This is a genomic window from Mesorhizobium sp. M0140 (genome assembly GCF_040322475.1).
In the GTDB taxonomy this organism is placed as follows: Bacteria; Pseudomonadota; Alphaproteobacteria; order Rhizobiales; family Rhizobiaceae; genus Mesorhizobium.
Genome location: NZ_JAMYTM010000026.1, coordinates 37,242 through 61,998 on the forward strand (window position 1 = coordinate 37,242; position 24,757 = coordinate 61,998).

A 24,757-nucleotide genomic window follows, 5' to 3' on the forward strand; every position below is an offset into this window, starting at 1 on the left:
TCTTGTTTTCTGAAAGCAGCAAACCGCGGCGGAATCCGATTTCCTGGCTTGGCCCTGGGGTTTTGGCCCAAAATAGTCGGATTTCAGCGGCTTAGCCTTTCATTTTGCACAATCGTCGGGACAATGCCCCCGAACCTGCCTTGGAGGATTCGCGAATGCGCGCCAGAAGACTGCCCTTTGTTCTGCTTTTCGCCGTCATGGCGTTTGCGGCCGCACCGGTGGTCAGGCAAGCATTGGCCGAGGATACCAAGACGGATCCCGGCCTGTCCGATGTGCTGACCGACCTGCTGCATGGCGTGGAAGGCGAAAACGCCACGGCTGGGCCCGACAAGCGCGTACCCTTCGGCCGCGAGGAGGTGCAATTGTCCTTTGCGCCGCTGGTCAAGCAGACAGCCCCGGCGGTGGTCAACGTCTATGCCTCGCAGACCGCCAAGGTGACGTCGCCTTTCGATGGCGATCCGTTCTTCGAGGAATTCTTCGGCCGCTCGCAGCCGCGTGCGCAGTCTTCGCTCGGCTCCGGCGTGCTGGTCGATCCGACCGGCGTCGTGGTCACCAATTACCACGTCATCAAGGATGCCGACCGGGTCAAGGTGGCGACGGCGGACGGACGCGAGTTCGACAGCAAGGTGCTGCTCAAGGACGAGACACTCGACCTCGCCGTGCTCAAGATCACCTCGGACAAGCCGTTTCCGGTTATCGCCATCGGCGATTCCGACGCGCTTGAGGTCGGCGACCTGCTGCTGGCCATCGGCAACCCCTTCGGCGTCGGCCAAACCACCACCAGCGGCATCGTCTCGGCATTGGCCCGCAGCCATATCGGCGTCTCCGATTCCAGCTTCTTCATCCAGACCGACGCCGCCATCAATCCGGGCAATTCCGGCGGTGCGCTGATCAACATGGGCGGCCAGCTGGTGGGCATCAACACCGCCATCTACAGCCGCAGCGGTGGTTCGATCGGCATTGGCTTTGCCATTCCCTCGAATATGGTTCGCGCTTTTGCCGACGCGGCCAAGGCCGGGCTCGACTTCTTCGAGCGGCCCTATGTCGGCGCCGAGTTCGAAGCGGTGACGCCGCAGATCGCCGAATCGCTCGGCATGGAGAAGCCGACCGGTGCGCTGGTCTCGTCGGTCGAAGCGACCGGTCCGGCCGCCAAGGCAGGGCTCAAGCCCGGCGACGTGGTGCTGCAGCTCAACGGCAAGCCGGTCGAGAGCATCGAAGCGCTGGACTACCGGATGGCGACGCTGTCGATCGGTACCACCGCCAATTTCGCGGTTTTGACCAAGGGCCAGCAAGCGGCGATGGATATAGCGCTGGAGCGTGCTCCGGAAGGCATGAAGGCTGCCGAGGTGACGCTGCATGGCCGCAGCCCGTTTTCGGGCGCCAAGGTCGCGGAGCTGTCGCCCCGGCTCGCGCAGCGGCTTGGCCTGCGCACGGACATCAAGGGCGTCACCGTGGTCGACATCAACCGCGATTCTCCGGCCGCCGATTTCGGCTTCCAGCCGGGCGACATCGTGCGTGAGGTGAACGGCACCACCATCGATACCGCGGCGACCCTGGAGCTGGCGGCCAAGACGGATACGCGCTGGTGGCGCTTTACCGTCGAGCGCGGCGGGCAGATAATGCGTCAGGTGTTGCGTTATTAGGGCTGGGCTCCGTGCATTCGGGCTCATGCTCCAACGAAAAAGAAGTGCATGGCCGATCTGTTCAGCGTCGATGAACCGGAAAAGACCCCGCCCGGGCGGCCGCTGGCCGACAGGCTGCGGCCGAGAAACCTTGGCGAGGTCGTCGGCCAGGAGCATCTGACCGGCCCTGACGGCGCGCTGACCCGATTGATCGGTTCCGGCTCGCTCGGCTCGATGATCTTCTGGGGGCCGCCCGGCACCGGCAAGACCACCGTAGCGCGCCTGCTTGCCGGCGAAACCAGCCTGGCCTTCGAGCAGATATCGGCTGTCTTTTCCGGCGTCGCCGACCTGAAAAAGGTGTTCGAAGCGGCCAAATTGCGCCGCACCAATGGCCGCCAGACCTTGCTGTTCGTCGACGAGATCCATCGCTTCAACCGTGCCCAGCAAGACAGCTTTCTCCCGGTCATGGAGGACGGGACAGTCGTGCTGGTTGGCGCCACGACCGAAAACCCGTCCTTCGAACTGAATGCCGCTTTGTTGTCACGCGCGCGCGTTCTGGTCTTCCATTCGCTTGGCGAGGAGAGCATCTCCAAGCTGATGGTGCGGGCGGAGGAGACCGAGGGCAGGGCGCTGCCGCTCGACGACGAGGCGCGGGCCATGCTCATCCGCATGAGCGATGGCGACGGCCGGGCGTCGCTGACGCTCGCGGAAGAAGTCTGGCGGGCAGCCAAACCCGGCGAGGTCTTCGATCCCGAGGGTCTGCAGCGCATCGTCCAGCGCCGCGCTCCGATCTACGACAAGGGCCAGGACGGCCATTACAATCTGATCTCGGCGCTGCACAAATCGGTACGCGGTTCAGACCCTGACGCGGCTCTCTACTATCTCGCACGCATGTTCGATGCGGGCGAGGATCCACTCTATCTAGGCCGCCGGCTGGTGCGCATGGCCATGGAAGACATCGGCCTTGCCGACCCGCAGGCGCTTGTCGTCGCCAATGCCGCCAAGGATGCCTACGACTATCTCGGCTCGCCCGAGGGCGAGCTGGCTTTTGCCGAGGCCACCGTCTATCTCGCCACCGCGCCCAAATCCAACGCCGTCTACAATGCTTTCAAGGCCGCCACGCGGGCCGCCAAGGAACACGGCTCGCTGCTGCCGCCCAAGCACATCCTCAACGCGCCGACAAAGCTGATGAAAGCGGAGGATTACGGCGCCGGCTATCGTTACGACCATGACGAGCCGGACGCCTTTTCGGGGCAGGATTATTTTCCGGAGAAGATGGGCCGCCAGACCTTCTATGATCCGCCCGAGCGCGGCTTCGAGCGCGATATCAGGAAGCGGCTCGACTATTGGGCGAAGCTGCGCAAGGAGCGGGAATAGCGGGTTTGCGTGAGGCCGTTGACCAGATCCGCCAGGCAGCCAGCCGGCCACGATAGCAGGGCCGTTGTGTGGTAACCCAAAAAACCTTATCAAGGCGCACGGCCGGGCGGTGGCCGTTGCCTTGATTTGGGCACCTCATTCGCAACAGGATCGCGCTTCGCGCGTGGAAAAATGACAAAAACCCTTCGCAAATCCCTTCGCAAGTTCGCCATTGCCATCCCGCTTCTCGCCCTTGGCTTCTATTTCATTCCCATCCTGACGACGATCTTCATCATCTGCGGCCTGATCGACGTGCTGCGCAACGACCGCAAGGATCTGTCGCTGTTCTCAGGCTATTTTCTCGGCAACGGCCTGTTCACCTGGCTGCTTTCGCCGTTCAATCTGCTGGTCGACCTCATGTGCTACAGAAATCCGGGCGTCTGGAAGCTGGAGCAGTTTCCCGCCGACTATCAGCGCGAGGTCAACGAGGTCCTGGACATCTTCAAAGCGCGCAAGGATGAGATCATTGCCGACATCGACGCCAATTTCGGCGCCGGCCGGCGCGGCATGTATGTCTACCAGTGGTACGGCAAGCACAGGATCGATAATGTCGCCGAGTTCAACAAGGATTTCAAATATATCAAGACCATAGCCGTTTCCGTCTTCAGCAAGCGCGAATCGACGTCCTGGCATTTCGGCCCGCTGCGGCTCAGCCTGCGCATCCTCTACAATCTGATCCCGGTGAAGTCGGAGATTTTCGTCGAGTGCGGCAACGTCAAGAATTACTGGTACGACAATCCGCTGTTCATCTTCGACGACACGCTGCTGCATCGCTCGGTCAACGAGTATGACGGCCGCCGCTACTGCGTGTTCATGGACATTATCAGGCCGTCTCCGGTTCCCCGTCTCATCGCGGGCATGCTCGCCATCGTCTCGGTCAGCGTCGAGCGCATCAATTCCATGTTCTACAAGAACTGGAAGATGATCGGCTCGACCAAGCCGAAAAATGCCGGGACGACCTGAGCTTTAGAGAACCGGCGCTGCCGGCGGCATTTGGGTGCTCCGCATGTGAGATTTGGCCCATCCTTGTGGCCGCTCATGCGCCGGAACGGCTCCTGGCTGCATGAACGGCGGCCCCGGGCTGACTTTGACAGTTCTGCCTCTCCCCTCCTGGCGGCTTCAAGTGACGAAGAACAGATCTCTCGGATTTTGGGCAACGACCTATGTGTGCACCGCTCTGCTGGGAGTTGCTCTTGCTCTCACCTATGTAGGGCTTGAACAGCCTGTCTATTACTGGGACTTCGCTGCCTATTTCGACACGTTCAGCCAGCAAGGCACGCTCTTGGTTCAGAGCCCTCTCGAATGGCTCAGCCACCTGAGAACCTCGATAGCCACGGATGACTACAGTGCGGCGATCCTGGTGCCGCTGATGCCGTTTCACATCATTTTTGGCGATTCGAGGTTTTCCTACATCGCCGGAACAGTCGCTGTTTATCTGGTCCCGACCGCTCTTCTCATCGGCAGAATAAGCTATCTGGAGGCGGCGACCGGAACATCTTCATGCCGAAGCTGGCTCACCGTATGGATTGCGGCCTTTCTCTACACGCCCTTCTGGGCGGCGACGCTCCGTGGGTTGCCTGACATTGCCGGCTGTTTCGCGCTTTGCGCGGCAATCTATTTTCTCTGGAAATCGAGGTTCCTGACCCATGAACCGGTGATCAGCGGAATACGTGTCGGCGTATGCCTGTGGTTGGCATTCGTGCTGCGCCGCTGGTACGCCTATCCCGTCATCGGGGTCGGAATTTCCGCAGCCTTCTTCTGTTTTCTGCGGGCGAAAGACCGGGACTTTCCGGCACTCCGCAATGCCGCCGTCGGGAGCCTGTGTGCGATCCTCGTGGTATCGGAGCCGCGCTGACCTTCCAGCAACCCCTGATCCTCAAGATACTGGGAACCAGCTATGGCGACCTTTACAGCGGATACAAGACAAACTTCGGTTCACAGCTTGGCCAGGTAGGATCGCGGCTCAGCTATGTGAACTGGCTGTTGATCGTATTTGGCCTTTACATCTCCATCATACGCCGAAACAGATTTTCCCTGTTCTGTGCCGTTGCTTCGGCACTCACCTTCGTCCTCTTCACCCGCATGCAGGACCCGGATCGCCATCATTCGATGCCAGTATTTCTTTGGCTCTTTCCTGCCTACGCCCAGGCAATCGTTGCGATCGTTTCGATGCCGGCACTGAGATCGCTATGGTCGAACGCCGCGATAGCCGTTGCCGCCGGGCTGGCGTTTTTCGGTACTTTTTTCCCGACTGGCCGCCAGGTGCTGTCACCGATCAGCTACGTCTTTGCCAGCGAAGCCACGCTCCCGCTGCACCTCGACAATCGTCCAGAATACAGGCGCCTTATCGATGACCTTCTTGGAAAGATGGGACCCGGGGACCGGTTGTCGGTGTTTGCATCCAGCGGGATGATGAGCGATTCATTGCTGTATGAAATGGACAAGGACCTTTACCCTCGCATCGAGTGGGCTTGTCAGGTCGATAGTCGCGATCGATTCAGACCGGCGACGTTGAAGTCCAAATACGTTGTCGTGACCGACCCGCCCGTTATCCATCTGCAGCCGGGCGCGCAGCTCTGTGTCTCAATACCGGACCAATACATTGTCGAGGGCAAAGGCATCGCCGCAGCATACAGGCGCATCGCGGCGTACCAGCTGTCCGGCGACGTCAAGGGCTACCTCTACGAACAGGTGCGCCCAATCGGCAAAGCGGAGATCGATGACCTCTATAACGAGTTCAGGAAAAAATATCCGAGATGGGCAACGCCTGAGTGGTGACGAACTCGGCCGATCCGTGCGGTTGCGCGCGCAACAAGGGATTGACCGGGCAGCCGTGCGGGGGCAGTAAACGGTCATGTTCAATCTGCTTCTCGTCGTCGTCGGTGGCGGCATCGGTGCCGGAATTCGTCACCTCACCAACATCGGCGCATTGCGCCTTGTCGGCCCAAACTATCCCTGGGGCACGATGGCCATCAACGTCATCGGCTCCTTCGCCATGGGGCTGTTCATCGCCTCCATGATGCGCCGTGGCGGATCGAACGAGGTCAGGCTGTTCGTTGCTACCGGCATTCTTGGCGGCTTCACCACCTTCTCCGCCTTTTCGCTCGATTTCGCGACGCTGTGGGAGCGGGGAGCCACGCTGCCTGCACTGGCTTATGCCCTTGCCAGCGTCGTTGGCGCCATTATCGCCCTGTTTCTGGGACTTTGGCTCGCAAGAAGCCTGCCTTAGTGCTATTGCCGCGCCAAGAACAGGCCGAGCTTCGCTCGGGAAACGGATAAGCGACAAAAAACATGGCAGGCGTTGAACAGATCACGGTGGAGGCCGGCGAGGCGGGCATGCGGCTCGACCGCTGGTTCAAGACCCATTTCCCGGGCCTTGGTTTCGGCCATTTGCAGAAGCTTCTGCGCTCCGGCCAGATCCGTGTCGACGGCGGCCGGGTCAAGGCCGACACCCGTGTCGAGCCCGGCCAGATGGTTCGCGTCCCACCGCTCGAGGTCGACAAGAAGGGCGAGAGTGCGCTGACCGGCCACTCGATCCGCAACCAGGGCGATGCCGATGTTCTCGCCAAGATGCTGATCCATGAGGACCCTAAGGTTTTCGTCTTCAACAAGCCGGCGGGCCTTGCGGTGCAGGGCGGCTCGGGCGTCACCCGCAATGTCGACGACATGCTGGAAGCCTGGCGCAACCAGAAGGGCGAGAAGCCCAGATTGGTTCACAGGCTCGACCGCGACACTTCGGGTGTTCTGGTCGTCGCCCGTAGCCGGCTGGCCGCCATGAAGCTCTCGGAAGCGTTTCGCGCCCGCGAGACCAAGAAGACCTATTGGGCGCTGGTTAAGGGCGTGCCGCCCAAGCGCGAGGACAAGATCTCGACCTGGCTGATCAAGGAGCCGACGCCGGACGGTGACCGCGTGCGGGTCGCCGCGCATGGTGAAAAGGGCGCCGACCACGCTGTGTCCTACTACCGCATCATCGAGCAGGCGGCGCAGACGATGACCTGGCTGGAGATGGAGCCTTATACCGGCCGCACCCACCAGCTTCGCGTTCATGCCGCCCACATCGGCTGTCCGATCCTGGGCGATCCGAAATATTTCGAGGCCGACACCAACTGGGACTTTCCCGGCGGCATTCAAAACCGCCTGCATCTGCATGCGCGCCGCATCATCATTCCGCATCCCGACAAGGGCGTCATCGATGTCACCGCGCCAATGCCGCCGCACATGCGACAGAGCTGGAACCTGATCGGCTTCGACGACGCCAGCGCGGAGGACTGATCGTGAGCGGCGCCACCGACGGGCTCGCCACCGATACGCTTGATCGTCGCGACACGGTCGACATGGCCGCCGCCGCCATCATGGTCGGGCTGACCTTTTCCTGGGGGCTGAATTACGTCGCCGCCAAGATCTCCTACGCTGGCTATGATCCGGTTTTCCTATCGATCGCGCGCTCGATCATCGGCGGCCTGTGTGTCTTTGCCTGGTGCCGGTGGCGCGGCATCGCGCTTTTCACGCGCGACGGGACCTTGCTCGCCGGCATCGTGGTTGGCGCGCTTTTCGGCATCGAGTTCCTTTGCCTTTATGTCGGCCTGGAGCATACGACCGTTGCCCGCAACACGCTGCTGGTCAACACGATGCCGTTCTGGATGCTGCTCGGCGGCCATTTCCTGCTTGGCGAGCAGATCACGTTGAGAAAATTCCTTGGCCTGCTGCTGGCCTTTGCCGGTCTTGCCGCGGTGTTTTCCGACAAGCTCGGCGGCGGCGGAGACATGCTGTTCGGCGATCTCCTGAGCCTCGGCTCCGGATTCTTCTGGGCTTTGACCAACATCCTCATCAAGCGGTCGAAGCTGGTCGAGGCGAGCGCCGAAAAGCTTCTGCTTTACCAGCTCGCCGGGGCAGCGATCGTAGGCGTCTTGGTGCTGCCTCTCGCCGGCCCGCCCGTTCGCGATCCGACCGTGCTGCCGACTTTGTCGCTGCTTTTCCAGGCTGTCTACATCGTCGCCTTCACCTATGTGCTGTGGTTCTGGCTGCTGCGGCGCTATCCGGCATCAGGCCTGTCCAGTTTCACCTTCCTGTCGCCGGTTTTCGGCGTGCTGTGCGGCGCCATGTTCTTGAATGAGCCCCTGACCATGCGCATTTTTCTGGCACTTGGCCTGATTGCCGCCGGCCTGATCATTGTCAACCGGCCGGCGCGCAAGCTGACGCCGGTGTAAGAGAGACCTTCATGCGTGATATCCTCAACGACCTCGAAGCGGGCAAATATCTTTCCCATCCCGATCCGGTGCGTCGCGCCCAGATCCAGATGAAGACGCATCTGCCGAAGCGCTTCTACAAGGCCGCCTCTGTCGCACCTGTCGACAATGGCTTTGCCGTGCATCTCGACGGCAAGCCGGTGCGCACCCCGGGCAAGGCGCTGCTGGCGCTGCCTACCGAGGCAGCAGCAGTGCTTGCCGCCGACGAATTCGCCGCCCAAAGCGAGACCATCAATCCGGTGACCATGCCGGTGATGCGTCTCGTCAACACCGCCATCGACGGTGTTGCCAGCGACCCGCAGGCGGTGCTGGAGGATATCCTGCGCTTCGCCTCATCCGATCTGCTCTGCTACCGCGCCGACGTACCGCAGGGGCTGGTGGAGCGGCAGAACCAGCATTGGGATCCGGTGATCGACTGGGCGAGGGGAACACTCGGGGTCCGCTTCAATCTCGCCGAGGGCATCATTCATGTCGAGCAGCCGCGCGAGACCATCGCCGTGCTGGGCAGCCATCTTGCTCAGCGAACAGAGCCGCTGCGGCTCGCCGCCATCCATGTGATGACCTCGCTGACCGGTTCGGCTCTGCTGGCGCTGGCTGTCGATTTCGGCGAACTCGATGCCGATTCTGCCTGGGCCGCTGCCCATGTCGACGAGGACTGGCAGATCGAGCATTGGGGGCAGGACGCGGAGGCCGTTGCCCGCCGCGCGGCTCGCAAGCGCGACATGATGGCTGCTGTCGGCCTGCTGGAAGCGCTCAAGCGCTAAGGAGTTTTCCCAGCTCGCCCGGATTCATCCCGCAGTGCACCTAATACCAAAGTCATAATCCCAAAGACGCGCTGCCTTTGGCAGGCGCTTTCTGTCATTTTTCCGAATGGCTGTCGTTGAGTCCGTGCTCGGAGGAGAACGCGGACGGTGTCGCGCAGCATCGAGAACGGGTCTCACGGGAGGATAACGCAATGGCAATCGCATCGACCGCCGGCGGAGCAAGCCGCGGCATGACGCGGGAGGAGAAGAAAGTCATCTTCGCTTCCTCGCTCGGCACCGTTTTCGAATGGTATGATTTCTATCTCTACGGCGCATTGGCCGGAGCGATCGGCGCGGCATTCTTCGCCTCCTATCCAGAGGCGACTCGCAACATCTTCACGCTGCTGGTTTTCGCCGCCGGCTTCCTGGTGCGCCCGTTCGGCGCGCTGGTGTTCGGTCGCATTGGCGATCTCGTCGGCCGCAAATACACATTTCTTGTCACCATCCTGATCATGGGCCTGTCGACCTTCCTGGTCGGCCTGCTTCCCGGCTCGGCGAACTGGGGCATTGCGGCGCCCATCATCCTGGTCGGGCTGCGCATGCTGCAGGGCCTGGCGCTCGGCGGTGAGTATGGTGGTGCGGCGACCTATGTCGCCGAGCATGCTCCCGACGATCGCCGCGGCTTCTATACGTCGTGGATTCAGACGACGGCGACGCTCGGCCTGTTCCTGTCGCTGATCGTCATCCTGGTCGTGCAGAATTCGCTGAGCAAGGAGGATTTCGCGGCTTGGGGCTGGCGTATTCCGTTCCTGCTCTCGGCCATACTGCTCGGCATATCGGTCTGGATCCGCCTGTCGCTTGCCGAATCGCCGACTTTCCAGCGCATGAAGGACGAGGGCAAGGGCTCCAAGGCGCCGCTGACGGAAGCCTTCGGCCAGTGGAAGAATGCCAAGATCGCGTTGCTCGCGTTGTTCGGCCTCACCGCCGGCCAGGCTGTGGTCTGGTACAACGGCCAGTTCTACGCGCTGTTCTTCCTGGCGAATGTGCTCAAGGTCGACCCACAGTCGGTCAACATCATGATCGCGATTGCGCTGGCGCTCGGCGCGGTCTTCTTCGTCGTGTTCGGCTGGCTATCCGACAAGATCGGCCGCAAGCCGATCATCATGGCCGGTCTCGCGCTGGCGATCGTCACCACTTTCCCGCTGTTCAAGGCGCTGACATGGGCCGCCAACCCGGCGCTCGCCACCGCCCAGCAGAACACGCGTGCGACGGTGACCGCTGCTCCGGGGGACTGCAAGTTCCAGTTCAATCCAACCGGAACACGCAAGCCTCTCACCTCGTGCGATATTGCGACGGACTTCCTGGCCAAAAGCTCGGTGCCCTATGATATCGTCACGACAGCGGCAGCGGGAACAGCGGCCAGCGTCAAGATCGGCGCCGAGACCGTGACGTCTTACGACGCCGTGGCGGCCGCTGATAAGGCTGCTCCAAGCGATGCGGCTTTCAAGAAGGCGATCAACCTGGCGCTTCAGGACGGCGGTTACCCACTGAAGCGTGCTGCCGCCAAGGTTGCTGACCAAAAGCTCGACGCCTTTGTCGCGGCCAATCCCGAACTGAAGCTCGACGCGGCAGCCATTCGCGCCGGTGAAAAGGCCACTGTCCCGCTCGCCCAGGCGGTCAAGGACAAGCTGCTGACGGCCGATGAGGCTGCCGGCGCCACGGACGTGACCGTCTACAGTGTTCCGGCGGCCGGTGCGTTCGCGATGTTTGCCGACCCGGCGGCGGTCAACTGGGCAAAGGTCATCGGCATCCTGTTCATCCTGGTCCTCTACGTGACCATGGTCTACGGGCCGATCGCGGCGATCCTGGTCGAGATGTTCCCGACCCGCATCCGCTATACCGGCATGTCGCTGCCCTATCACATCGGCAATGGCTGGTTCGGCGGCCTGCTGCCGGCGATCGTGTTCGCGCTCAGCGCCTCCAAGGGCGATATCTACTACGGCCTCTGGTATCCGGTGGTGATCGCGGCGATGTCGCTGATCATCGGCATGATCTTCGTCAGGGATACGCTGGGAACCAACCTGCACGACAAGCAGTAGCTGACAGCTCCAGCATACAAAGATAAAGCCCGGCGCGAGCGATCGCGCCGGGCTTTTGCTTTCATGCTATCCGTTGACGAGGGCTGCTGCCCCTCTGTGTCAGATCTTGCGGCCCCGGGCCTCATCCTCGATGGCTGCCTCATGGTACCAGCCGTCGCCGAAGTCTGCGCGGGCACCACGCAGCGAGGCAAGCTCTGCCGCAAACTTAGCCCTTCCGCTCAAATTTGAGGCAGAGAGACGCGCTGCCGCCGGGAACATCAGAATTTTGGCCGACGGTCGTGTGGAAATGATTTCCATTGCCGGGTTCCTTTCTTCCGCCGAACCTTTTCGATTCAACTTGGTCCGAAGATAAGGTCTGCAATCAAGTTAGGCAATATGCCTATGAAAAGATCAGTATTTGCACACTATTTGTGCAAAGAACGATTGTGATGGATCCGAGCGCATCGCTTAGGCGGCTCACCGACTTCGAGTGATACCGGGTCAATTTTGCCGCACCCTCCGGACCAAGAATGGCACACGAATTGCATTTTAGGTGTGCGGCAGGCCGGCTGCTGACGGCAGACGCATGTCGACGCCGTTCAGTGTTCGGTGATCAAGCAACGAGAGGCTAGAATGACGAAATACAAGCTCGAGTATATCTGGCTCGATGGATATACCCCGGTCCCCAACCTTCGCGGCAAGACGCAGATCAAGGAATTCGCCGAATTCCCTGATCTCGAGCAGCTGCCGCTATGGGGCTTCGATGGTTCCTCGACCCAGCAGGCCGAAGGGCACAGCTCCGATTGCGTGCTGAAGCCGGTTGCGGTCTATCCGGATCCCGCCCGCACCAACGGCGTGCTGGTCATGTGCGAAGTCATGATGCCCGATGGCGTGACGCCGCACGCATCCAACAAGCGCGCCACCATCCTCGATGACGAGGGCGCCTGGTTCGGCTTCGAGCAGGAATATTTCTTCTACAAGGACGGCCGGCCGCTCGGCTTCCCCGAGAGCGGCTATCCCGCACCCCAGGGCCCGTACTACACCGGCGTCGGCTATTCCAATGTCGGCTCCATTGCGCGCCAGATCGTCGAGGAGCATCTCGACCTCTGCCTCGCCGCCGGCATCAACCACGAAGGCATCAACGCCGAAGTTGCCAAGGGCCAGTGGGAATTCCAGATTTTCGGCAAGGGCTCCAAGAAAGCCGCCGACCAGATGTGGATGGCCCGCTACCTCATGCAGCGCCTGACCGAGAAGTACGGCATCGACATCGAATACCACTGCAAGCCGCTTGGCGACACCGACTGGAACGGCTCTGGCATGCACGCCAACTTCTCGACCGCCTATATGCGCGAAGTCGGCGGCAAGGCCTATTTCGAAGCGCTGATGGCGGCCTTCGACAAGAACCTGATGGATCACATCGCCGTCTACGGCCCGGACAACGACAAGCGTTTGACCGGCAAGCACGAGACCGCGCCGTGGAACCGGTTCAGCTATGGCATTGCCGACCGTGGCGCCTCGATCCGCGTGCCGCATTCCTTCATCAAAAGCGACTACAAGGGTTATCTGGAAGACCGCCGTCCGAACTCGCAGGGCGACCCCTACCAGATCGCCTCGCAGATCCTGAAGACGATCGCCTCGGTTCCGGCAAGCGCCCAGGTTTCGGCCGCCGCGTAAGCGTTTCGGACTGCATGACAAGAAGACCCCCGGCGTTTCGCGCCGGGGTTCTTTTTTGGCCGTTACCCGGCTGACGGCATTCCTGGGAAAACATACCCAGAAAAAGTCAGGAAATTCACGCGGCCGCAAATCGCCCGGGAGTTCTTGCCGCAGCCATGTGAGCCTCCGGCGATCACTCGCTATAAAGCCCGGAAAAGCGCCTTTTCCAGCCCTTATCCGGGGCAAAGGGCCTTCCATAAGCATCTGTTCATACAGCAGAATCGGCCATTCGCGGCCCGGCTTGCGACGTTGACAGATCACGCTACGGCATGCGTATTCGCAGGCCTTGGGGTTACGTCACGCAATGCTGTTCGGACGGGCGGGGTTTTCTGAACGGCGGCATTGGCGTGGGCGCCGGACGAGCGGTCACTGTAGCCTGAGACAGTGCTCCGCTCGCTCCTGGCTCCAACGTTGGCGACCGAGCGGCCGCCTTGATCTTCACTGGACATCGCCGAGTAGTGATTGAAGTCACCGGACCGACGCTCAAGCCGGCCGCTCCGATGGACCGTAGGTCCAAGAATCCGGGCATCGTGCGATCGCCGAAGACGAAAGGCGGATACGGGCGCGCATGCGGCTGCCGCGCAGGCGAGACATGCCGGTCGGCTGGCAATTCCTATTGGAGCGCAGCAAAAAGCCCTTGAAAGAGGGAAGTCTTTCAAGGGCTTGGTTATGGCGAATCTTAGGCTGAGATTGAAGCCTCAGACGGAGTAGTACATGTCGTATTCGACCGGATGCGGGGTCATTTCGAAGCGCATCACTTCGGCCATCTTCAGCTCGATGTAGCTGTCGATCTGGTCGTCGTCGAAGACGCCGCCAGCCTTCAGGAAGCCACGGTCCTTGTCGAGGCTCTGCAGGGCTTCTCGCAGCGAACCGCAGACGGTCGGGATCTTTTTCAACTCCTTCGGCGGCAGGTCGTAGAGATCCTTGTCCATCGGCTGGCCGGGATGGATCTTGTTCTTGATGCCGTCGAGGCCGGCCATCAGCAGGGCGGAGAAGGCGAGGTAGGGATTCGCGCCCGGATCGGGAAAGCGGACCTCGACGCGCTTGGCCTTCGGCGACGAGCCGAACGGGATGCGGCAGGACGCCGAGCGGTTGCGCGCCGAATAGGCGAGCAGAACCGGCGCTTCGTAACCCGGCACCAGGCGCTTGTAGGAATTGGTCAGCGGGTTGGTAAAGGCGTTGATCGCCTTGGCATGCTTGATGACGCCGCCAATGAAGAAGAGGCAGTTTTCCGACAGACCTGCATATTCATTGCCGGCGAAGGTCGGCTTGCCGTTCTTCCAGATCGACATGTGGACGTGCATGCCCGAGCCGTTGTCGCCGAAGATCGGCTTCGGCATGAAGGTGGCCGTCTTGCCATAGGCGTTGGCGACCTGGTGGACGACATATTTGTAGATCAGCATCTTGTCGGCGTTGCGCACCAGTGCGTCGAACTTGATGCCGAGTTCGTGCTGGGCCGCCGCCACCTCATGGTGATGCTTTTCGACGCGCACGCCCATCTCGGCGAGCACGGTCAGCATTTCCGAGCGCATGTCCTGCGCGCTGTCGATCGGCGGCACCGGGAAGTAGCCGCCCTTGACGCGCGGACGGTGGCCGAGATTGCCGGTCTCGTAGTCGGTGTCGTCGTTCGACGGCAGTTCCGTGGAGTCGAGCTTGAATCCGGTGTTGTAGGGATCGGCCTTGTACTTCACGTCGTCGAACACGAAGAACTCGGCTTCCGGGCCGACATAGATGGTGTCGCCGATGCCTTCGGCCTTCATGTAGGCCTCGGCCTTCTTGGCCGTACCGCGCGGATCGCGGTTGTAGGATTCACCCGAAACCGGATCGAGGATGTCGCACAGGATGACCATGGTCGACTGCGCGAAGAACGGGTCCATGTGGACAGTGTCCGGATCGGGCATCAGCACCATGTCGGACTCGTTGATGGCCTTCCAGCCGGCAATCGACGAGCCGTCGAACATCACGCCATCGGCGAACATGTCTTCCTCGACCTCGATGACATCCATCGTCACGTGTTGCAGCTTGCCCTTCGGGTCTGTGAAGCGCAGGTCGACGAATTTCACGTCGTTGTCCTTGATCTGCTTCATGATGTCTTTGGCTGTCGTCATGTCATGTATCCCTGTTTGATGACGTTTTTTGTTGATGACGTTTTCAGGAGGATGGCCGGGTCAGGTCAGACCGCGTCCATGCCCGTTTCGCCGGTGCGGATTCGCACAACTTCCTCGATATTGGAAACGAAGATCTTGCCGTCACCGATGCGGCCCGTCTGGGCCGCCTTGCGGATGGCCTCAATGGCGCCTTCGACCGCGTCGTCGCCAAGCACGACCTCGATCTTCACCTTGGGCAGGAAATCGACGACATATTCGGCGCCGCGATAGAGTTCGGTGTGGCCCTTCTGACGACCGAAGCCTTTTGCCTCGGTGACAGTGATGCCTTGCAGTCCGGCTTCCTGAAGCGCTTCCTTCACTTCGTCCAGCTTGAATGGCTTGATGATCGCTTCGATCTTTTTCATGTAAAAAGTGGCCTCCACTGCCAAAAAAACGGGTTGTGACCCCCCGCTTGCGCCTCCATCAAGCACGAACTGTGCCAATTCAGCGGATTCTAAGCGGTCTCATAAGATTTCAAAGCCGCGCCGCACCGGGATGCAAATTCGCGTCATTCACTGCACCGGAAGCGGCATGGGCTGCCAGAGCCTACACAGCGCCAACACCCGCGTCCGCACAAAAATCAGGCACATCGCCTATCCCGCAGGCAATTTTCTGCCCGCGATGCCTTCGTGCCGACGTTATGGCCGCAGATCTCGGCAACTCCCCCTTGTTTGCTTAGGATCGAAATTGGACAATGCTTGATAGCATGCGGATCGGCAATCCATGAGCAACGAACTTCTTGTCCCCGCCGAAATGACCGCGGCCGATCGGCTGACGATCGCGGCCGGTCCGGCCGATGGAATCAGCCTGATGCGGCGCGCGGGCGCAGCGGTCGCGGCCGAGGTTCTCAAGCGCTATCCCTCGGCAAAGCACATCCATGTGCTGTGCGGGCCCGGCAACAATGGCGGCGATGGCTATGTCGTCGCACGCCTCCTGGCCGGCAGCGGCGTCGGCACAACGATCTGGTCATCCGGAGCGCCGAGGCCGGAAAGCGATGCGGCGCTCGCCGCCGCGGAATCACTGATCAAGTCCCGGCCGCTGTCTGATTTCGACGCCGAGTTCGGCTCGATCGTGATCGACGCGCTCTATGGGGCAGGGCTGTCCAAGCCGCTTTCCGGCGATGCCGCGAAGGCCGTCGATACCGTGACAGCCCTGCGCCTGCCTGTGGTCGCGATCGACCTGCCGTCGGGCGTCTCAGGTGCCAGCGGCGAAATATTGGGCAGGGCGTTTCGTGCCGAGGTCACCGTCACCTTCGCGCGGAAAAAGCCCGGCCACTTGCTGCTGCCGGGGCGCGGGCAATGCGGTGAAATCGTGCTCGCCGATATCGGCATCGATGACGGCATCATCGCCCAGCTCGCTGTCTCGACCTTCGAGAATGTGCCGGACCTGTGGTTGCGGGAATTTCCCCTGCCGGCGGTCGATGCGCACAAATACAAGCGCGGCCATGTCGGCGTCTTTTCCGGCGGTCCCAGTGCTACCGGCGCGGCGCGGCTGTCGGCGATGGCCGCCGCTAGATGCGGGGCAGGGGCGGTCACCGTGCTGTCGCCTGGCAATGCCATGCAGGTGAACGCGACACACCTGACCTCGATCATGCTGCGAGAGGCGGGGTCACTTGAGGAGGTGCAGGAATTTCTGACGGCGCGCCATCCCGAGGCGCTGGTGTTTGGACCGGGGCTCGGGCCAAAGCCCAAGGTCGGCGATTTCGCCCTGCAACTGATCAAGACCTTGGCGGAGGGTGCACGCGCATCGCAAACCGCAAACCACGGAGGAGCGATCGTGCTTGATGCTGACGCCATTACATCTATGGCCCATCAGCCGCAGTCGCTGTTCGAAGCCGCCCGTCACCTGAACGCGCCAGCGTTGGTGATCACGCCGCATGAGGGTGAATTCGGCCGCTTGTTCCCAGATATCGCCGGGGACAAAACCATGTCGAAATTGGACAAGGCGCGGGCGGCCGCAGCGCGGGCCAATGCCGTCATCGTCTACAAGGGCGCCGACACGGTCATAGCAGCGCCCGATGGCAAAGCGGCGATCAACTCCAACGGTGCACCGTGGCTGGCCACAGCCGGGTCAGGCGACGTGCTGTCGGGCATCATTGCCGGTTTGCTCGCACAAGGCATGCCGCCCTTCGAGGGCACCTGCGCGGCGGTGTGGCTGCATGCCGAAGCCGGCAGCCGGTTCGGACCCGGCTTGATCGCCGAGGATCTGCCGCTGGCGCTGCTGCCGGTGTTGCGTGAACTCTTCGACGCGCGCATGGCCGTTCCATGAACCGCGCCCTGGCTCTGCTGCTTGCCACAGTCTTTGCCGTCTTCGTGGCGTCGACGGCGCGCGCCGAGGGCCCTGTGATCATCGTCGACGATCCGGCGGTGCTCGCCGCACTCGATGCCAAGGGTTTCGGTTTCGCCGATGTTTTGGGGGTCGACGGCGAGGACGGTCTAAAGACGCTTTACGACGAGGCACCCGCCTATCACGCCATCGTCGACATCGTTGCCTCCGATGTTGCGGCGCTGCGGGCCGAGATAAAGGCCGGCGGGCGGCCGCTCTACGAGGTGACAGACGGCAATGTCGGCCGCATCATGGACATGCGCTGGCTGAAGACCGATGCCGCGCGCTTCCGGCTGGTCGGCGTCGTCAACCGGCTCGACCGTCGCGATTTCACGCTGCTGCAAGGCGACAGGAACTGCGGCGAGGTGCGCTTCATCTACCGCCTGGCCTACAGTTTTCGCAAGAACGGCAAGCTGCTGGCATCGCGCCTGCCGTTCAATTTCAATGCCGTCTACAGCGCGGTGCCCGATGCCGACGGCGGCTGCGTCGGCACTGCCGGACGCTGGACGCCACAGCTTGACGAGAGCGTCGATGCCGGTTGGCTGACCGGCGGGCCGCTGGAGAAGGCCGGGCTGACCTTCAAGCAGCTGGAGCTCAACGCGCAGGTGGTGCGCTTTCCCTCCGGACAGGAAACCGAGTTCGGCGGGCAGGCGGCCTATCTCATGCGGGTATTCGGCATCGATGGCGCTGCTATCAGCGAGAAGCCGCTGGAGAACACGCCCGACACCGCACGGCTCTTGCAGGACGCGGCGCTGAAAGCACGGCTTGCCGCCTATGTCGGCGCCAATCTGCCGGCGGTCGATGAAGGCGTTTATGAAATTCCCGACGAGTTCCTGGCCAGAAAGATCATTTCATGGTCGACCTTCGGCAGTGCGCGGCAGGCCAATCACCCGTTTACGCAATTATTCCAGCCCAAGGAATTCGCACCGCTCGATTATTCCGCGCTGAAACTGGTGCGCACGCCGGAAGCGCTGGTCGAGCGGCTGGACAATGGCGCCTGCCAGGGTTGCCATCAGGCCGGTTCGACCGCCGGTTTCCATTTCATCGGGCTAGACGACAAGACGACATCGCCGTTGAACCGCATCGAGGTCGGGGTTTCGCCGCATCTTCATGCCGAGATCCCGCGGCGCCAGGCGTGGCTCGCCGCCACGGCCGAAGGCAAGCAGCCGAACCGCTTCCGTCCGCTCTCCTTTGCGCCGCCGGCGGTCTGGACGAACGCCGGCGCGGTCGATTACGCGCCGGCGGAGATGGCCATGCCGTGCCTGATGCAGGAAGATGCGGCCCGCTTCGGCGCGACCTGGCAGTGCAGCAGTGGTACCATCTGCACGCCGCTGGCCACCGCTTCGGGCGTGCACACGAAACTGGCGCAATGCCTGCTGCCCAAGGACAGCGAAAAAATGTTTTCCGGCCATCCCTGCCTGACCGGCTCGATCGCCAGCAACGCGGCGCAGCCTTTCAACGACCGGTACAGCAGATCGGGCCAGTTCGCGGCCTTCGCCCCGGACATTTCCCGTACCGCCTACACCTGCCGTCCGCCGAAGATCGGCGTGCCTGGAGGCATCGCCTATCGCGGCTGCGACGACAAGGACCGTGCTTTCGCGGCCTTCAAAGCCGGCAAGCCGATGCCGAACGAAATCTGCGGGCTGGTCGGCGGCAAGAAATTCGACATCTGCGTGGCCACCAACAATTTCGACCAATGTCTTGGCGGCGCTGTCAATCGCGGCAACCGCCCGGCGTGTTCGGCCGATCATTTCTGCCGCGAGGACTATATGTGCCAGTCGCTGCCGTCCGATACGCCGGACATTTCAAAAGTGAAGGGCATCGGTTTCTGCTCGCCGACCTACTTCATCTTCCAGATGCGCATCGACAACCACGCAACGCCATGGGGCAGCCCTGTCCGCGCCACGATGGGAGCGGGGTTTGGTGCGGCGGAAGAGGAGTGAGTTGCCAACGCCTCACAGCGGAATATTGTCGTGCTTCTTCCAGGGGTTCTGCATATCCTTGTTGCGCAGCATGCGGAGCGCGCGCGCGATGCGGCGGCGCGTCGAGTGCGGCATGATCACCTCGTCGACATAACCGCGTTCGGCGGCGACGAAGGGCGACAGGAAGCGATCCTCGTAAGCCTTTGTGTGGGCCGCGATTTTTTCCGCGTCGCCGATGTCCTTGCGGTAGATGATCTCGACCGCTCCCCTGGCGCCCATCACCGCGATCTGCGCGGTCGGCCAGGCGTAGTTCATGTCGCCGCGCAGATGCTTTGACGCCATCACGTCATAGGCGCCGCCATAGGCTTTGCGGGTGATGACGGTGATCTTCGGCACGGTGGCCTCGGCATAGGCGAACAGGAGTTTCGCGCCATGCTTGATCAGCCCGCCATATTCCTGCGCCGTACCCGGCAGGAAGCCGGGGACATCGACGAAGGTGACGATCGGGATCGAAAAACAATCGCAGAAGCGCACGAAACGGGCCGCCTTGCGGCTGGCGTCGGAATCGAGCACGCCGGCCAATACCATTGGCTGGTTGGCGACGAAGCCGACGGTGCGGCCCTCGACGCGCCCGAACCCGGTGACGATGTTCTTGGCGAAGTTCTGCTGGATCTCGAAGAAGTCGCCTTCGTCGACAACTTTCATGATCAGTTCCTTGATGTCGTAGGGCTTGTTGGCGTTGTCGGGAATCAGCCGGTCGAGCGACAAATCATGGTCGGTGACCGACTGGTAGCATTCGATCTCGGGAAGCTCCGATGTGTTGGAAGCCGGCAACAGGTCGACCAGCCGGCGCATCTGCAGCAGCGCCTCGACGTCATTGTCATAGGCGCCGTCGGCGATCGACGATTTCGTCGTGTGGACGGAGGCGCCGCCGAGGCTCTCGGCGGTCACCGTTTCGTTGGTCACCGTCTTCACCACATCCGGCCCGGTGACGAACATGTAGGAAGTGTCGCGCACCATGAAGATGAAGTCGGTCATCGCAGGCGAATAGACGTCGCCGCCGGCGCACGGTCCCATGATGACGGAAATCTGCGGAATGACGCCGGAGGCCAGCACGTTGCGCTGAAAGATCTCGGCATAGCCGCCGAGTGCTGCGACGCCTTCCTGGATGCGCGCCCCGCCGGCATCGTAGAGGCCGATGATCGGCGCCCGGTTGCGCAGCGCCATCTCCTGCACCTTGATGACCTTCTCGGCATGCGCTTCCGACAGCGAGCCGCCGAATACGGTAAAGTCCTTGGCGAAGAGGTAGACCGGGCGGCCGTTGACGGTGCCCCAGCCGGTGACGACGCCGTCGCCGGCGATCTTGGTGTTCTCCATGCCGAAGTCGGTCGAGCGGTGCTCGACATACATGTCGAATTCCTCGAACGAGCCCTCGTCGAGAAACACCTCGATGCGTTCGCGCGCGGTGAGCTTGCCCTTCTTGTGCTGGGCATCGATGCGGACCGGGCCACCGCCCATGCGGGCGATCTCGCGGCGGCGCTCGAGTTCCTTGAGAACGTCTTTCATCGATTACCTCCCAAGCCAGCGGCATTTCGTCGTAATCGTGCCGGCAAGCGAGCGCAAGCGGCGCTTGCGCCACGGGCTTTGCTGCGCTGCAACATGAAGCCCCTTGCAATTGAGGGCGAACTCAGCCATATGCAGCCCATAGGCGCTTGGGCCGGGAACGAATCCGGCCTTCTCGACGAATGAGACTGGTTGCGTCTGTTTTCCCTCTTTCCGGTATATCGGCCCTTTTTCCGGTAAATCACAAAGCGGCGAAAAAGCCCCGTGGCATGATGCCTGCGGGCACGACAGCGCAGCCGAGTGGACGAACCCGTCCGCCCGCCTTGTCGTTCATCACAGATTTTTCGACGGCAGGTTGCGCCCTGCCGCCATCGGTGTTTGCGGCCAGAAGCCGCGTGAAAGAAGATTATTTTGACCAACGAAAACACTTTGCCCGGTAGCGCTGCGGAACTCACGGGTTTCGCGGCACTGGGTATTACGGGCGCGCTGCTCAAGGCCACCCACAACGCCGGCTTCGCCGAGCCGAAGCCGATCCAGGCACAGGCGATCCCGCCGCAGATGGAAGGCCGTGACATTTTCGGCATCGCCCAGACCGGCTCCGGCAAGACTGCGGCCTTCGCGCTGCCGATTCTGTCGAAGATCATTGCGCTTGGCACCAAGCGCCGGCCGAAGACGGCACGTGCGCTGATTCTGGCGCCGACGCGCGAACTCGCCGTGCAGATCGAAGACACGATCAAGATCCTCGCCAAGGGCGCGCATGTCTCGACCGCGCTCGTGCTCGGCGGCGTGTCCCGCTTCAGCCAGGTGAAGAAGGTTGCTCCCGGCGTCGACATCCTAATCGCCACGCCCGGCCGGTTGACCGACCTGGTGCGTGAGGGCGACCTCGTGCTTGCCGACACCAAATGGCTGGTGCTGGACGAAGGCGACCGCATGCTCGACATGGGCTTCATCAACGACGTCAAGCGCATCGCCAAGGCGACCGCGCCCGACCGTCAGACGGTGCTGTTCTCGGCGACCATGCCCAATGAAATCGCCGAACTGGCCAAGGGCCTGCTGAAGAACCCGATTCGTGTCGAAGTCGCGCCGCAAAGCACGGCGGCGGCCGAGATCGTGCAGGGCGTCGTCTTTGCCCGCACCAAGCAGAAGCGCCAGGTGTTGTCGACGATGCTCGCCGACGAGGCGATGAAGTCTGTCATCATCTTTTCGCGCACCAAGCATGGTGCCGACAGGGTGACCAAGGACCTTGAGCGCGACGGCTTCAAGGCCGCCGTCATCCACGGCAACAAGTCGCAGAACGCCCGCCAGAAAGCGCTGAACGATTTCCGCGACGGTTCGGTGCGCATTCTGGTGGCGACCGACATCGCGGCGCGCGGCATCGACGTGCCCGGCATCAGCCATGTCGTGAATTTCGACCTGCCTGATGAAGCCGAGAGCTACGTCCACCGCATCGGCCGTACCGGCCGCAACGGCATGGACGGCATCGCGATCACGCTTTGCGATCCTTCGGAAAACAGCAAGCTGCGCCAAGTCGAGCGCATCATCCGTACCAAGCTGCCGATCGTTGCCGACCATCTCGGCAGCCCCGATCCGCTGCGCAATCCGGCTGAAAAGAACGAGCGCTTCGAGCCGGCCAATGACCGCAACGACCGCAATGGGCGTCGCGACGGCAGGCGGCCCGGTGGCGAGAACAAGGGCAACGGCTTTGGCAAGAAGCGCTTCGGCGACAAGCCGGCCTTCGCCGGCGAGCGCAAGCCGGATGGCGCCAAGCCGGCCTTCAAGGGCAACAACAAGCGCCGCTTCGGCGGCAAGCGCCCGGCGGCGCGGGCTGCGTAAGTAGCCAGCGTTGTAGTCAGTCAAGCTCAGGCTGGCTGATTGCCGGGACAGACCAAGGAAAGGGCGGCTGAAGCGATGCTTCGGTCGCCTTTTTCGTCCGCCTACTTCACCACCGCTTCGATCCAGACGGCGATCCTTTGCGCCAGAAACGCCGTGGTCGATGGCGACAGCGCGTCGCCGGCAATGACGTGATTGTCCGGGTCGCCGGTGTCGTCGACCGAAACCAGTTCATGCGGCGCACCCCAGCGCCCGGCAATCTCGCGGGTGCGGTCGGCCCACACCACTTTGTCCGAATCAGAAAAGATGAACAAAGCAGGGATGGTCGCCTTCTCCACCGGCGCGCCATAGGCAAGCTCGGTCAGCGCCTGCATCGGCAAGGTTGCTTCGATCGGATAGCGGGTGGTCCAGAATTTTTCATGCAGCGCGTTGCGCGGCACGAAGCTGTGTTCCTTGCCGGCGACCAGCCTGGCGATCTGTTTGCCCCACGGCATGGTCAGGATCTCGGCGCCCGAAGCCTTGACGCCGAAATTCGGCGAGATGAACGCGATCGCCGCCACCCCGTCCGATGCACCGGACTGCGTTGCCGCCCAGACCGCCAGCGAGCCGCCGGTCGAAGTCGAGATGACGATCACCTTGTCGCCGATCGCCCGGCCAATGGCGAGTGCTTCCTCATAGTCGTTGATCCAGGCGTTGATGCTGCCTTGCGTCATCGCCGCGCCATCCTGCCCGTGACCGGTAAGGCGTGTGTAGAAGAGATTGGCGTCAAGCTGTTCCGCCACTTCGTCGGGCAGCGGGCGGATTTCGCCCTTCGATGCGGAAAAGCCGTGGATGTAGACGATCGACAGCGGGGTCGTGGCATGCACCAACGGATCGGCCCAGACGATCTCTTTTTCCAGCCCGTCACGGATTCCGGGGATGGCGGCTTCCGCCTTTGCCACATAGGCCTGCGGATCGTCAGCGATGAGCGAGGGATCGAAACGGATAGTGGTGTCGACGCGAACGCGCGGGCCGAGCACGAAGGCCAGTGCGAGAATGGCGATAAGGCCCAGCACAGCAAGCACGATCCGTCGCCCCATCGCAGACTCCACGCAGCACTTGCCTCAACCATGGCGACGGCGGCCCGAAACGGTGAGCCTGCCAATTTCGCCGGCGTCCTATTCGATCGGGGGCTTGCGGTCGTAATGCAGCGGCCGCGCCTTCCAACTGGTCATCAGGCTGATAAACCCTCTGCACAGCGGCCTCGGCAGCAGGCCGAGCAGTTTCAGGGGCCAGCTGGTCCGGCGCGGGAAATGGACTTCGAAGCCGCCCGACTTGATGCCCCGCGCCATGCGGCGCGATGCGCGGCTGACCGGCATCAGTCCCGGCATGGGCAGCATGTTCTTCTCGGTCAGCGGGGTGTCGATGAAGCCGGGATTGAACACCTGGATACGCACGTTCATCTTGTCGAAATCATACTTCAGCGACTCGGCCAGAATGTTGATGGCCGCCTTGGTGCCGCCATAGGCGGCCGTTGTCGGCCAGCCGAAATAGGATGTCACCGAGCCGACCAGCACGACATGGCCGCGCGCCCGCACACGCATGCGTTCGACCGCGGGCACGAGGCCGTTGATGATGCCGAAATAATTGACCTCGAAGGACCGCCGAAAGTCGTTGACGACAAGATTCTCCCCCGGCGTCGAAATGTAGTTCCCTGCATTGAAGATGGCGAGCACGATGGGACCGAGTTCCTTCTCGATCGCGGCGACGGTTCTTGCCATGCGCGGCTCGTCGGTGACATCGCAAGGAAAGGCCGTGACACTGCCCGGCATCTGCGCGGTCTCGACGACAAGCGTGTCGATCGGATCGTCGTCAAGCGCCGTCACCGCGACGGCATAGCCCTGGGAAGCAAGATCCCTGGCCAGCGCACGGCCGATGCCGCTTGAGCCGCCCGTGATCCAGGCGACGCCGTGCTTCGGGTTAGCCCGGTAGAGTGTCATGCTGCGCCCTGTCGACTTGTTGGTGCTTTGCTCTAGCGGTGAAGAAATCGAATGAAAAGCCGCTTTTCAACGTCAGCCGGAAATGAACAGTGGCGCAAGAGGCCAGCCTCGGGAAGCGCCGACGCAACAACAGCACTGCAAATGCGACTGGACCAGACAAATTCTTGCCTTGA

At 62.0% G+C, this 24,757-nt stretch carries 20 protein-coding genes; 14 read left to right on the forward strand and 6 right to left on the reverse strand.

All coding sequences use genetic code 11. The features are described 5' to 3' along the window. Positions 1-155: 155 nt before the first annotated feature. From NKJ37_RS23645 to NKJ37_RS23690, 10 genes are all read left to right on the forward strand, one after another. On the forward strand, positions 156-1,643 hold the full coding sequence (locus NKJ37_RS23645) for a DegQ family serine endoprotease (protein ID WP_023812080.1): 1,488 nt from the start codon (positions 156-158) through the stop codon (positions 1,641-1,643). 48 nt (positions 1,644-1,691) lie between these two features. Further along, entirely contained in the window at positions 1,692-2,999 is a 1,308-nt protein-coding gene (locus NKJ37_RS23650; protein WP_023812079.1) for a replication-associated recombination protein A, read from the forward strand. 171 nt (positions 3,000-3,170) lie between these two features. Further along, on the forward strand, positions 3,171-4,001 hold the full coding sequence (locus NKJ37_RS23655; RefSeq protein ID WP_023812078.1) for an aspartyl/asparaginyl beta-hydroxylase domain-containing protein: 831 nt from the start codon (positions 3,171-3,173) through the stop codon (positions 3,999-4,001). A gap of 160 nt (positions 4,002-4,161) precedes the next feature. Next, positions 4,162-4,893, forward strand: coding sequence for a hypothetical protein (locus tag NKJ37_RS23660; protein ID WP_352775212.1), 732 nt, complete (start codon positions 4,162-4,164; stop codon positions 4,891-4,893). Further along, entirely contained in the window at positions 4,860-5,816 is a 957-nt protein-coding gene (locus NKJ37_RS23665) for a hypothetical protein (RefSeq protein WP_352775215.1), read from the forward strand. The genes NKJ37_RS23660 and NKJ37_RS23665 overlap by 34 nt, the downstream gene beginning before the upstream one ends. A gap of 76 nt (positions 5,817-5,892) precedes the next feature. Next, a complete protein-coding gene (gene crcB, locus NKJ37_RS23670) occupies positions 5,893-6,267 on the forward strand; it encodes a fluoride efflux transporter CrcB (RefSeq protein WP_023812077.1) in 375 nt (124 codons plus the stop codon). A gap of 62 nt (positions 6,268-6,329) precedes the next feature. Continuing rightward, the gene (locus tag NKJ37_RS23675) at positions 6,330-7,310 is read left to right on the forward strand and encodes an RluA family pseudouridine synthase (RefSeq protein WP_023812076.1); all 981 of its coding nucleotides are present in this window, start codon (positions 6,330-6,332) and stop codon (positions 7,308-7,310) included. Positions 7,311-7,372: 62 nt separating this feature from the next. Continuing rightward, a complete protein-coding gene (locus tag NKJ37_RS23680) occupies positions 7,373-8,245 on the forward strand; it encodes a DMT family transporter (protein WP_352775243.1) in 873 nt (290 codons plus the stop codon). A gap of 11 nt (positions 8,246-8,256) precedes the next feature. After that, positions 8,257-9,048, forward strand: a complete 792-nt coding sequence (locus tag NKJ37_RS23685; protein ID WP_352551992.1) for an ATP12 family chaperone protein — start codon at positions 8,257-8,259, stop codon at positions 9,046-9,048. Positions 9,049-9,239: 191 nt separating this feature from the next. Further along, positions 9,240-11,126: an MFS transporter gene (locus NKJ37_RS23690; protein ID WP_023812073.1), complete on the forward strand. Its 1,887-nt coding sequence runs from the start codon at positions 9,240-9,242 to the stop codon at positions 11,124-11,126. Positions 11,127-11,225: 99 nt separating this feature from the next. Here the strand turns inward: NKJ37_RS23690 and NKJ37_RS23695 are convergent, their stop codons facing one another. Continuing rightward, positions 11,226-11,423 carry a DUF2735 domain-containing protein gene (locus NKJ37_RS23695; RefSeq protein ID WP_352611724.1) on the reverse strand — a complete coding sequence of 66 codons (198 nt, stop codon included), beginning with the start codon at positions 11,421-11,423 and terminating at the stop codon, positions 11,226-11,228. A gap of 315 nt (positions 11,424-11,738) precedes the next feature. Here NKJ37_RS23695 and NKJ37_RS23700 point away from each other — a divergent pair, with 315 nt between their 5' ends. Beyond that, a complete protein-coding gene (locus tag NKJ37_RS23700; protein WP_023812071.1) occupies positions 11,739-12,779 on the forward strand; it encodes a glutamine synthetase beta-grasp domain-containing protein in 1,041 nt (346 codons plus the stop codon). Between the two features lie 737 nt (positions 12,780-13,516). Here NKJ37_RS23700 and glnA read toward each other — a convergent pair. Together glnA and NKJ37_RS23710 are read right to left on the reverse strand one after the other, a co-directional pair. Then, positions 13,517-14,926: a type I glutamate--ammonia ligase gene (glnA, locus tag NKJ37_RS23705; RefSeq protein WP_128306005.1), complete on the reverse strand. Its 1,410-nt coding sequence runs from the start codon at positions 14,924-14,926 to the stop codon at positions 13,517-13,519. 65 nt (positions 14,927-14,991) lie between these two features. Further along, positions 14,992-15,330 carry a P-II family nitrogen regulator gene (locus NKJ37_RS23710; RefSeq protein ID WP_006205430.1) on the reverse strand — a complete coding sequence of 113 codons (339 nt, stop codon included), beginning with the start codon at positions 15,328-15,330 and terminating at the stop codon, positions 14,992-14,994. A gap of 358 nt (positions 15,331-15,688) precedes the next feature. Between NKJ37_RS23710 and NKJ37_RS23715 the strand changes: the two genes are divergently transcribed. Together NKJ37_RS23715 and NKJ37_RS23720 are read left to right on the forward strand one after the other, a co-directional pair. After that, positions 15,689-17,233, forward strand: a complete 1,545-nt coding sequence (locus NKJ37_RS23715) for an NAD(P)H-hydrate dehydratase (protein ID WP_352761543.1) — start codon at positions 15,689-15,691, stop codon at positions 17,231-17,233. After that, a complete protein-coding gene (locus tag NKJ37_RS23720) occupies positions 17,230-19,233 on the forward strand; it encodes a hypothetical protein (protein ID WP_352775219.1) in 2,004 nt (667 codons plus the stop codon). Before NKJ37_RS23715 ends, NKJ37_RS23720 begins: the two co-directional genes overlap by 4 nt. Positions 19,234-19,245: 12 nt before the next feature. Here NKJ37_RS23720 and NKJ37_RS23725 read toward each other — a convergent pair whose 3' ends face one another. After that, positions 19,246-20,778, reverse strand: a complete 1,533-nt coding sequence (locus NKJ37_RS23725) for an acyl-CoA carboxylase subunit beta (RefSeq protein ID WP_352775222.1) — start codon at positions 20,776-20,778, stop codon at positions 19,246-19,248. Positions 20,779-21,186: 408 nt separating this feature from the next. Between NKJ37_RS23725 and NKJ37_RS23730 the strand changes: the two genes are divergently transcribed. Then, a complete protein-coding gene (locus NKJ37_RS23730) occupies positions 21,187-22,608 on the forward strand; it encodes a DEAD/DEAH box helicase (RefSeq protein WP_352441547.1) in 1,422 nt (473 codons plus the stop codon). A 101-nt stretch (positions 22,609-22,709) separates the two neighbouring features. Here the strand turns inward: NKJ37_RS23730 and NKJ37_RS23735 are convergent, their stop codons facing one another. Continuing rightward, the gene (locus tag NKJ37_RS23735) at positions 22,710-23,684 is read right to left on the reverse strand and encodes an alpha/beta hydrolase (protein ID WP_352761548.1); all 975 of its coding nucleotides are present in this window, start codon (positions 23,682-23,684) and stop codon (positions 22,710-22,712) included. A 78-nt stretch (positions 23,685-23,762) separates the two neighbouring features. Next, positions 23,763-24,584, reverse strand: coding sequence for an SDR family oxidoreductase (locus NKJ37_RS23740; protein ID WP_023812065.1), 822 nt, complete (start codon positions 24,582-24,584; stop codon positions 23,763-23,765). Between the last annotated feature and the right edge of the window lie 173 nt (positions 24,585-24,757).

Coding starts and splice junctions, on each gene's coding strand:
- NKJ37_RS23645 (WP_023812080.1), top strand. CDS start 156: ATGCGCGCCAGAAGACTGCCCTTTGTTCTGCTTTTCGCCGTCATGGCG.
- NKJ37_RS23650 (WP_023812079.1), top strand. CDS start 1,692: ATGGCCGATCTGTTCAGCGTCGATGAACCGGAAAAGACCCCGCCCGGG.
- NKJ37_RS23655 (WP_023812078.1), top strand. CDS start 3,171: ATGACAAAAACCCTTCGCAAATCCCTTCGCAAGTTCGCCATTGCCATC.
- crcB (WP_023812077.1), top strand. CDS start 5,893: ATGTTCAATCTGCTTCTCGTCGTCGTCGGTGGCGGCATCGGTGCCGGA.
- NKJ37_RS23675 (WP_023812076.1), top strand. CDS start 6,330: ATGGCAGGCGTTGAACAGATCACGGTGGAGGCCGGCGAGGCGGGCATG.
- NKJ37_RS23680 (WP_352775243.1), top strand. CDS start 7,373: ATGGCCGCCGCCGCCATCATGGTCGGGCTGACCTTTTCCTGGGGGCTG.
- NKJ37_RS23685 (WP_352551992.1), top strand. CDS start 8,257: ATGCGTGATATCCTCAACGACCTCGAAGCGGGCAAATATCTTTCCCAT.
- NKJ37_RS23690 (WP_023812073.1), top strand. CDS start 9,240: ATGGCAATCGCATCGACCGCCGGCGGAGCAAGCCGCGGCATGACGCGG.
- NKJ37_RS23695 (WP_352611724.1), bottom strand. CDS start 11,423: ATGGAAATCATTTCCACACGACCGTCGGCCAAAATTCTGATGTTCCCG.
- NKJ37_RS23700 (WP_023812071.1), top strand. CDS start 11,739: ATGACGAAATACAAGCTCGAGTATATCTGGCTCGATGGATATACCCCG.
- glnA (WP_128306005.1), bottom strand. CDS start 14,926: ATGACGACAGCCAAAGACATCATGAAGCAGATCAAGGACAACGACGTG.
- NKJ37_RS23710 (WP_006205430.1), bottom strand. CDS start 15,330: ATGAAAAAGATCGAAGCGATCATCAAGCCATTCAAGCTGGACGAAGTG.
- NKJ37_RS23715 (WP_352761543.1), top strand. CDS start 15,689: ATGAGCAACGAACTTCTTGTCCCCGCCGAAATGACCGCGGCCGATCGG.
- NKJ37_RS23720 (WP_352775219.1), top strand. CDS start 17,230: ATGAACCGCGCCCTGGCTCTGCTGCTTGCCACAGTCTTTGCCGTCTTC.
- NKJ37_RS23725 (WP_352775222.1), bottom strand. CDS start 20,778: ATGAAAGACGTTCTCAAGGAACTCGAGCGCCGCCGCGAGATCGCCCGC.
- NKJ37_RS23735 (WP_352761548.1), bottom strand. CDS start 23,684: ATGGGGCGACGGATCGTGCTTGCTGTGCTGGGCCTTATCGCCATTCTC.
- NKJ37_RS23740 (WP_023812065.1), bottom strand. CDS start 24,584: ATGACACTCTACCGGGCTAACCCGAAGCACGGCGTCGCCTGGATCACG.